Source organism: uncultured Ramlibacter sp. (assembly GCF_936925435.1).
Taxonomy (GTDB): Bacteria; Pseudomonadota; Gammaproteobacteria; order Burkholderiales; family Burkholderiaceae_C; genus Ramlibacter.
Genome location: NZ_CAKZHQ010000034.1, coordinates 40,354 through 48,507, shown reverse-complemented (window position 1 = coordinate 48,507; position 8,154 = coordinate 40,354). Strand labels below are relative to the sequence as shown.

8 protein-coding genes and 1 pseudogene are annotated in these 8,154 nt (G+C 68.9%); 5 read left to right on the top strand and 4 right to left on the bottom strand.

Translation table 11 applies throughout. The features are described from left to right. A pseudogene (locus Q0632_RS15160) lies at positions 1-1,092 on the bottom strand (transcription-repair coupling factor); the annotation flags it as partial. 77 nt (positions 1,093-1,169) lie between these two features. On the opposite strand from Q0632_RS15160, the gene ispD reads away from it, so the two are divergent. Both ispD and ispF read left to right on the top strand, forming a co-directional pair. Continuing rightward, positions 1,170-1,859, top strand: a complete 690-nt coding sequence (gene ispD / locus Q0632_RS15155) for a 2-C-methyl-D-erythritol 4-phosphate cytidylyltransferase (RefSeq protein WP_298931622.1) — start codon at positions 1,170-1,172, stop codon at positions 1,857-1,859. Continuing rightward, positions 1,856-2,350: a 2-C-methyl-D-erythritol 2,4-cyclodiphosphate synthase gene (gene ispF, locus Q0632_RS15150; RefSeq protein WP_298931620.1), complete on the top strand. Its 495-nt coding sequence runs from the start codon at positions 1,856-1,858 to the stop codon at positions 2,348-2,350. Before ispD ends, ispF begins: the two co-directional genes overlap by 4 nt. A gap of 10 nt (positions 2,351-2,360) precedes the next feature. On the opposite strand, the gene Q0632_RS15145 is transcribed toward ispF, so the two are convergent. Both Q0632_RS15145 and ompR read right to left on the bottom strand, forming a co-directional pair. Then, positions 2,361-3,749 carry a sensor histidine kinase gene (locus Q0632_RS15145; RefSeq protein WP_298931625.1) on the bottom strand — a complete coding sequence of 463 codons (1,389 nt, stop codon included), beginning with the start codon at positions 3,747-3,749 and terminating at the stop codon, positions 2,361-2,363. A gap of 131 nt (positions 3,750-3,880) precedes the next feature. Then, the gene (ompR, locus tag Q0632_RS15140) at positions 3,881-4,612 is read right to left on the bottom strand and encodes a two-component system response regulator OmpR (protein ID WP_298931618.1); all 732 of its coding nucleotides are present in this window, start codon (positions 4,610-4,612) and stop codon (positions 3,881-3,883) included. 187 nt (positions 4,613-4,799) lie between these two features. On the opposite strand from ompR, the gene Q0632_RS15135 reads away from it, so the two are divergent. From Q0632_RS15135 to Q0632_RS15125, 3 genes are read left to right on the top strand one after another with little or no spacing between them, the layout of a single operon-like run. Beyond that, the gene (locus Q0632_RS15135) at positions 4,800-5,495 is read left to right on the top strand and encodes an SIMPL domain-containing protein (protein WP_298931616.1); all 696 of its coding nucleotides are present in this window, start codon (positions 4,800-4,802) and stop codon (positions 5,493-5,495) included. Between the two features lie 46 nt (positions 5,496-5,541). Continuing rightward, entirely contained in the window at positions 5,542-6,522 is a 981-nt protein-coding gene (locus tag Q0632_RS15130; protein ID WP_298931614.1) for a diacylglycerol kinase family protein, read from the top strand. Next, positions 6,519-7,334: a metallophosphoesterase gene (locus tag Q0632_RS15125; RefSeq protein ID WP_298931612.1), complete on the top strand. Its 816-nt coding sequence runs from the start codon at positions 6,519-6,521 to the stop codon at positions 7,332-7,334. Before Q0632_RS15130 ends, Q0632_RS15125 begins: the two co-directional genes overlap by 4 nt. A gap of 22 nt (positions 7,335-7,356) precedes the next feature. Here the strand turns inward: Q0632_RS15125 and Q0632_RS15120 are convergent, their stop codons facing one another. Then, positions 7,357-8,127, bottom strand: coding sequence for a 3-hydroxybutyrate dehydrogenase (locus Q0632_RS15120; RefSeq protein WP_298931610.1), 771 nt, complete (start codon positions 8,125-8,127; stop codon positions 7,357-7,359). Positions 8,128-8,154: the final 27 nt, after the last annotated feature.

Below are 8,154 nucleotides of genomic sequence, written 5' to 3'. Positions count from 1 at the left end.
CCGCGCCCCGGCCAGCCCCCCCCCCCGCTCGAAGGCGCTGCCCCCGGCCGTGTCGCGGCCCCCCGGCGACTCGCTGGGGCGCAGTGCCAACTGGGCGCGTTGGCTGGCCTGGGCGTAAAACTGCTCGGCGCTCAGGAACAGGGTGTCGGGTGCCAGCGCCGGGCGTTCGGGATCACCCTGGGCCAGGCGGAAACGGTCCTTGGTGTCTTGCCAAAACCGTTGGAATGCCGGTTCCAGATCACCATGCAGCACCACAGTGGCCGCGCTGCCCAGGTAGTCGAATACCGTGGCGGTCTGCTCGAAGAACAGTGGCAGGTAGTACTCGATGCCAGCGGTCGCCACGCCGTTGCCGATGTCCTTGTAAATGCGGCTTTTGGTCGGGTCTCCCTCCAGCAGCTCACGCCCGCGCTGGCGAAACAGCTTGCGTGCGCCATCGTCCATCGGGAATTCGCGCCCAGGCAGCAGCCGCACCTCCGGCACCGGGTACAGGCTGCGCTGGCTGTCGGGGTCGAAGGTGCGGATCGAATCGATCTCGTCGCCGAACAGGTCCACGCGGTAGGGCACCAGGCTGCCCATCGGGAACAGGTCAATCAGCCCGCCGCGCACGGCATATTCGCCGGGGCTGACGACCTGGCTGACGTGCTGGTAGCCGGCCAGCGTGAGCTGGCCCTTGAGCTGCGCCTCGTCCAGCCGCGCCTTCTGCTTGAAGTTGAACGTGGTGCCGGCCATGAACGACGGCGGGGCCAGCCGCACCAGCGCGGTGGTGGCCGGCATCAGCACCACGTCGACCTCCTTCTGCTGGATGCGCCAGAGCGTGGCCAGCCGCTCGGAGATCAGGTCCTGGTGCGGCGAGAAGGTGTCGTAGGGCAGGGTCTCCCAGTCCGGGAACAGGCAGCAGCGCAGCTCCGGCGCGAAGAAGGCCATCTCCTCGAGCAGGCGCTGGGCGTCGTTGGCGTCGCTGGTGACGATGGCCGTCAGCCGGCCCTGCGCCTTGTCGCGCTGGGCCAGGCGCGCCAGCAGCAGGGCGTCGGCCGAACCGGCGGGACGGGGCAGGGTGAAGCGCTTGCCGGCAGTGAGTTTGGGGAGGTCCATTAAAAAACCAAATACAAAACACCCCGCGCCGGGTGGCGAGGGGTGTGGTGACAGATTCTAGAATGGGACCACCGCCAATGAACGCAAGCCCGCCCCAATCCCGTTTTTTTGCCCTGATCCCCAGTGCCGGCCATGGCAGCCGCGCCGGCGGCGACGGCCCCAAGCAATACCGGGCGGTGGCCGGCAAGCCCATGGTCGAGCACACGCTGGCGGCCTTTGCCGGCGTGGCGCGGCTGGCCGCCACCCTGGTGGTGGTGGCGCCCGGCGACACCACCATGCCCCCTGGTGCTAGCTATTCGATAGCGGAATGCGGAGGATCGACGCGGGCTGCGACCGTTTTGAATGGTTTGCAGGCGCTGCGCGCCCAGGGCGCCGGCGAGGCCGACTGGGTGCTGGTCCACGACGCCGCCCGCTGCCTGATCACCGCTGCCCTGGTCGACAAGCTCATTGATGCCTGCGCCGGCGATGCGGTGGGCGGCCTGCTGGCCCATCCCCTGGCCGACACGCTCAAGATGGAGGAGGGCGGTCGCGTGACCGCCACCTTGCCGCGCGAGGCCAAATGGCTGGCGCAGACGCCGCAGATGTTCCGCCTGGGCCTGCTGGTGCAGGCGCTGCAAGCCGCCGGCGACCAGGTGACCGACGAGGCCGGGGCCGTCGAGGCCCTGGGCCACAAGCCCCTGCTGGTACCGGGCGGGGCGCAGAACTTCAAGGTGACGTACCCGGACGATTTCGCCCTGGCCGACGCCGTCCTCAGGAGCCGCCAATGACCACTGCCTTCCCATTTCGCATCGGCGAGGGCTGGGACGTCCATGCCCTGGTGCCGGGCCGCAAGCTCATTCTGGGCGGCGTCCACATCCCCTTCGACCGCGGCCTGCTGGGCCACTCGGATGCTGACGCACTGCTGCACGCCATCACCGATGCGCTGCTGGGCGCGGCCGGCCTGGGCGACATCGGCAGCCACTTCCCGGACACCGACGCGCGCTTTGCCGGCGCCGATTCCGCCCTCCTGCTGGCCGAGGCGGCTCGCGCCGTGCGGGCCCAGGGCTGGGAGATCGCCAATGTGGACAGCACGGTGGTGGCCCAGGCACCCAAGCTGGCGCCCCATATCGCCGCCATGCGCGAGCGCACGGCCCAGGCGCTGGGCGTGGCGCCCGATCAGGTCAATGTGAAGGCCAAGACGGCCGAGAAGCTGGGGCCGGTGGGCCAGGGCCAGAGCATCGAGGCGCGCGCCGTCGCCCTGCTGGTGCGCGCGGCCTGAGGCCGGCCGCTCAGTGGGCCGAGTTGAGGGCCTCGGCGCGCAGTTCCGCGGCGCTCTCGCCGGGCATCGTGGTCTTGGGCTTTTGCAGCTTGATGTGGGCTGCCAGCCCGCCCGAGGTGGTGTTGGCCAGGGCGAAGATGCCACCCATGCGCTGCACGGTCTTGTCGACGATGGCCAGGCCCAGGCCGGCACCGGTGGCGGCAGTGCGGGCGGCATCGCCGCGGAAGAAGGGCTTGATCAGGTTGGGCAGGGCCTCGGGTGAGACGCCCATGCCGTGGTCGCGCACCTTGAGCAGCACCCACTCGTTGCGCGACTTGGCGGCGATGTCGACCACCGCGATGCCGGTCTCCGGCGTCTTGCCGTAGCGCCTGGCGTTCTCGATCAGGTTGGACACCACCCGGGCCAGCTCGACCTCGTCGGCCAGCACGTAGAGGTTCTTGCCGATGTCCAGGTTGATGCGCATGTCGCCCCGGTCCTGCACGGCGTAGATGCAGGCCTCGATCACGTCGTTGAGCAGCACCGGCTTGAGCTCGGCGTGGTCGGGGCGGGCGTAGTCCAGGAACTTGTCGATGATGGCGTCGAGCTGGTCGATGTCGGCCGCCATGTGGTCGCGGGCGTCCTGGTCGGCCACGCTCATCTCGGTTTCGAGGCGAAGGCGTGCCAGCGGCGTGCGCAGGTCATGCGAGATGCCGGCGAGCATGACGGCGCGGTCCTGCTCGATCTTGGCCAGTTGCTGGGCCATGCGGTTGAAGCCGATGTTGACCTCGCGGATCTCGCTGGTCACGGCCTTCTCGTCGAGCCGACTGGCGTCGAAGTCGCCGTCGCGCACCCGGCTGGCGGCGAACGACAACTGCTTGAGCGGCCGGTTGATCAGGCGGGCGATCAGGGCCGCGCCGGTCAGCGACAGGGCGGCGGCGGTGACCAGCCAGATCAGCCAGGTCTTGCCGCCGACCTTGATGAAGCGGGCCCGGTCCAGCAGCAGCCAGTAGGAGTCGGCTTCGATCTTGAAGCCTATCCACAGGCCCTGCTCGCCGTTGACGCTGGCGGCCAACACCGTGCCGGAGCCGAGCCGGCTGACCAGCTCATCGACGATCTCATCGTCCAGTGCGCCGGGGGCAAAAGTGAGGAACTTGTCCTTGGGCTCGCGCGGCAGGATGCGCACGCCTTCCTGCTCGGCCAGGGTCTTGATCAGCGAGACCCGGGCGATGGCATCGGAATAGACCAGGGCGGCCCGGCTGAGATTGACCAGGGAGGCGATCTGCTGGGCCGTCTGCACCGCCCGCGGCTCGAACTCCAGGGCGCGGAAGGTCTGCAGCCAGGCGACGATGGAGCCGATCAGCAGCAGCGACAACAGGAAGAAGGTGCGCCAGAAGAGGGACAGGCCGACACGCGGCCGCATCTCCAGTGGCGCCGGCGCGGTCTCCAGCGGGGTCGGCCCGGTGACATCAATGCTGGCTGTCGTAACGCCTCGAATCACCTTGCCCCCTGCTCAAGCCTGCCGTTGATTTGTGTGCCGGTGTCCTGGAGGGATCAGCCCGCACCGTCCGGCACGAAGACGTAGCCCACGCCCCAGACGGTCTGAATATAGCGCGGTGCGGCGGCATCGAGCTCGACCAGTTTGCGCAGGCGCGAGACCTGCACGTCCAGGCTGCGGTCGAAGGGCTCGAACTCGCGGCCGCGGGCCAGCTGGGCCAGCTTCTCGCGCGACAGCGGCTGGCGCGGATGGCGCACCAGGGCCTTGAGCATGGCGAACTCGCCGGTCGTCAGGGGCAGCTCGTCGCCGTTCTTGCGCAGGGTGCGGGCGCCCAGGTCGAAGGCGAAGGGACCGAAGGTGACCACCTCGTTGTCGCTGGAGGGGGCGCCGGGCGCCTCCTGCAGAGGGCGGCGGCGCAGCACGGCGTGGACGCGGGCCAGCAGCTCGCGCGGATTGAAGGGTTTGCCCAGGTAGTCGTCGGCGCCGACTTCCAGCCCGACGATGCGGTCCACGTCCTCGCCCTTGGCGGTGAGCATGATGATGGGCGTGCGGTCGTTGGCGGCGCGCAGGCGCCGGCAGATCGACAGGCCGTCCTCGCCGGGCATCATCAGGTCGAGCACGATCAGGTCGGCGGTCTCGCGCAGCATCAGCCGGTTCAGGGCCTTGCCGTCTTCGGCCAGGATGACTTCAAAGCCTTCCTGGGTCAGGTAGCGGCGCAGCAGGTCGCGGATGCGGGCGTCATCGTCGACGACAAGAATCTTGTCTGTACGGGCAGCGGTTTGGGTCATGGTGCTCCAACAACGTATTTGTAACAGAGCCAATTCTGAAGGGCTTGATGCGACCCGTGCCGGATTTTACGTAACGCTTGACACAGTGTTACAAATCTTGCCGCAGGCGTCTGGTCTTCACACGCCGGATGTGCGCCAGAGTGCGGGACGCCCCGTTGTGGGTGGAGTCCATTGAACGAGAAACTTCATGAATGTTACGAAATTGATAGCAGCCTGCGTCCTTTTGACGGGGGCTGCGGCCGTATTTGCCCAGAACCCGCCGCCAAGCAACGTGCTGCAGCTGAGCGCCAGCGGCACGGTCGAAGTGCCGCAGGACCTGCTGCGCATGAGCCTGAGCACCACACGCGAAGGCCCTGATCCCACGGCCGTGCAGAGCCAGCTCAAGCTGGCCCTGGATGCGGCCCTGGCCGAGGCGCGCAAGGCCGCCCAGCCGGGCCAGATGGACATCCACACCGGCAACTTCAGCCTCTACCCGCGCTATGGCCGGGACGGCAAGATGAGCGGCTGGAACGGCACGGCCGAACTGGTGCTGGAGGGGCGCGACTTCGCCCGTATCACCCAGACCGCGGGCAAGATCCAGTCGCTGACCCTGGCCAATGTCAGCTTCGGCCTGAGCCGCGAGCAACGCGCCAAGGTCGAGGGCGATGCCCAGACCCAGGCGATCGAACGCTTCAAGGCCAAGGCCGGTGAACTGGCCAAGGGCTTCGGCTTCGCCGGCTACAGCCTGCGCGAGGTGGCGGTCAATGCGAATGACCAGGGTGTCCCGCGGCCGCGCATGATGGCCATGGAAGCCAAGGGCGCGCCCGCCGACATGGCCGTGCCCGTCGAAGCCGGCAAGAGCACGGTGGTGGTCACCGTCTCCGGTTCCGTACAGCTGCGCTAGACCCCGTCCCACACGCCGCCGGGGACGGCGCCCCTAAGCTGCGCTCATGTGGTCCGAGCTGCCCCCCCAGCGGTCCGACGGCCCGCCCGGGGCCTGCGCCGCCCCCCTGTTCATCCTGGTCAATCCCGGCTCGGGCGAGCACGACAGCGCCGACACGCGCGAACTGCTGGCGCGCATCTTCAATGCCGCTGGCCGCGCCCACAGCTTCGTACAGCTTGGCCACCGGCCGCTGCAAGCCGTGGCAGAACAGGCCGCAGCGCAGGCCGCGGCTGCCGGCGGTGTGCTGGTGGCCGTCGGCGGCGACGGCACCCTCAACACCGCCGCGGCGGCCGCGCTGGGCGCCGGTTGTCCGCTGGGCGTGTTGCCGCAGGGAACCTTCAACTATTTCGGCCGGGGCCATGGCATCCCGCTGGATCTGGAGGCGGCGGCTCTGGCCTTGCTGCACGGGCGGGTCGAGCCAGTGCAGGTCGGCGAGGTCAACGGCAAGCCCTTTCTGGTCAACGCCAGCCTCGGCCTGTACCCGCAGCTGCTGCAGGACCGCGAGGCCTTCAAGCAGCGTTTCGGCAGGCACCGCTGGGTGGCGGTGCTGTCGGGCCTGATGACCCTGTTCGAGTGGCGACGCCAGTTGGTGCTGGAGATCGAAGAGGGCGGCAAACGCAGGGTCATCGTCACGCCCACCCTGTTCGTGGGCAACAACAGGCTGCAGCTCGACCGTATCGGCATCGACGCTGAAGTGGCCGCCCAGGTCGGCGCCGGTTGCCTGGCGGCGGTGGTGGCGCGGCCCATAGGCAGCTGGGCGATGCTGGGCTTGCTGCTGCGCGGCGCCTTCGGCCGGTTGGGTGAGGCCGACCAGGTCCACAGCGTCGCCCTGCGCGCTCTGACCGTGCGCATGCCAGGACGCAAGCGTGCCAAGCTGGCAGCCGACGGTGAGGTGGGCGTGGCATTGATGCCGCTGCGTTTTGCGGTGTCGGCCACGCCGCTGTTGCTGCTGCTGCCACGCCCCGAGGACAGGGTGGCCGTGCAGTGAGCCTGCTGCTGCATCTGTCGGACACCCACTTTGGCACCGAGCAGGCGCCGGTGGTGGCGGCCCTGCAGGCGCTGGCGCGAGAACGCCGGCCGGACGTCCTGGTGTTCAGCGGCGACGTCACGCAGCGCGCTCGCGCCGACCAGTTCGCCGCAGCCGGGCGCTTTTGCGAATCGCTGGGCATTGCCCGCCGCCTGGTGCTGCCCGGCAACCACGACATTCCCGTGTTCAACCTGGCGGCCCGCCTTTGGCAGCCCTATGCGGGCTACCGCAAGGTCTTTGGGGCTTCGCTTGAGCCGGTGATCGACACCGCCGGCCTGCTGGTGATTGGCGTCAATACGACGCGGCCGGCGCGCCACAAGAACGGCGAGGTCTCGCTCCGGCAGGTCAGCCAGGTGGCGCACCGGTTGCAGGGGGCCCGGCCGGACCAGTTGCGCGTGGTGGTGACGCACCAGCCGGCCGCCGTGGCGCGCGTGCAGGACGAGCACGACCGCTTGCGTGGAGCCGAGGCGGCGTTACAGGCCTGGTCGCGCGCCGGCGCCGACCTGGTGCTGGGCGGCCACATCCACCTGCCTTATGTGCTGGATCTGCGGACCTTGCCCGCACCCGTGCCGCGTGCCATGTGGTGCGTGCAGGCCGGCACCGCCGTGTCGGCGCGGGTGCGCCATGGCTCGGCCAACTCGGTCAACCTGGTGCATTGGAGCGCCACACGGCCTGGCGAGCCGCGCAACTGCTGCATCGAGCGCTGCGACTACGACGCGGGGCGGGAAAGTTTCGCCACTGCCACGCGCCAGGTGCTGGAACTGGCGAGCTAAAGCCTGAGCGCCGCTGGGCTTTTTACTGGGCGACCCAGCCGCCGTCCATGTTCCAGGCCACGCCGCGCACGTTGTTGCCGGCCGGCGAGCACAGGAAGACGGCCAGAGCGCCCAGTTCTTCCGGGGTCGTGAACTGCAGCGAGGGCTCTTTCTCGGCCAGCAGTTCGCGCTTGGCCGTGTCCACGGGGATGCCCTCGCGGGCGGCGCGGTCGTCGATCTGCTTTTGCACCAGGGGCGTGAGCACCCAGCCCGGGCAGATGGCGTTGCAGGTCACGCCCGTGGTGGCCGTTTCCAGCGCCACCGACTTGGTGAAGCCGACGATGCCGTGCTTGGAGGCCACGTAGGCGCTCTTTTGCGCCGAGGCCACCAGGCCGTGGGTGGACGCGACGTTGAGGATGCGGCCCCAGCCCGCGGCCTTCATGCCGGGCAGCGCCAGCCGGGTGGTGTGGAAGGCGCTGGTCAGGTTGATGGCGATGATGGCGTCCCACTTCTCCGGCGGGAAATCTTCCACCGGCGCCACGTGCTGGATGCCGGCGTTATTGACAAGGATGTCGACCCGGCCGAACTCGCCGGTGGCGAACTGCAGCATGTCGGCGATCTGTTCGGGCTTGCCCATGTCGGCGCCGTGGTAGGCCACCTTCACGCCCAGCGCCTCGATCTGGGCCTTGGGGCCGTCGGCGTCGCCGAAGCCGTTGAGGATGATGTTGGCGCCCTGGCGCGCCAGGGCGATCGCGATGCCCAGACCGATGCCGCTGGTGGACCCCGTGACGAGGGCTGCTTTGCCTTTGAGCATGTGAGGAAACTCCGATGAATTAGGATG

What these genes read in the sequence shown, in the direction of transcription:
- Q0632_RS15120 (WP_298931610.1), bottom strand. Translation starts at nt 8,127, where the DNA reads ATGCTCAAAGGCAAAGCAGCCCTCGTCACGGGGTCCACCAGCGGCATC.
- Q0632_RS15130 (WP_298931614.1), top strand. Translation starts at nt 5,542, where the DNA reads ATGTGGTCCGAGCTGCCCCCCCAGCGGTCCGACGGCCCGCCCGGGGCC.
- Q0632_RS15145 (WP_298931625.1), bottom strand. Translation starts at nt 3,749, where the DNA reads ATGCGGCCGCGTGTCGGCCTGTCCCTCTTCTGGCGCACCTTCTTCCTG.
- ispF (WP_298931620.1), top strand. Translation starts at nt 1,856, where the DNA reads ATGACCACTGCCTTCCCATTTCGCATCGGCGAGGGCTGGGACGTCCAT.
- Q0632_RS15135 (WP_298931616.1), top strand. Translation starts at nt 4,800, where the DNA reads ATGAATGTTACGAAATTGATAGCAGCCTGCGTCCTTTTGACGGGGGCT.
- ispD (WP_298931622.1), top strand. Translation starts at nt 1,170, where the DNA reads ATGAACGCAAGCCCGCCCCAATCCCGTTTTTTTGCCCTGATCCCCAGT.
- ompR (WP_298931618.1), bottom strand. Translation starts at nt 4,612, where the DNA reads ATGACCCAAACCGCTGCCCGTACAGACAAGATTCTTGTCGTCGACGAT.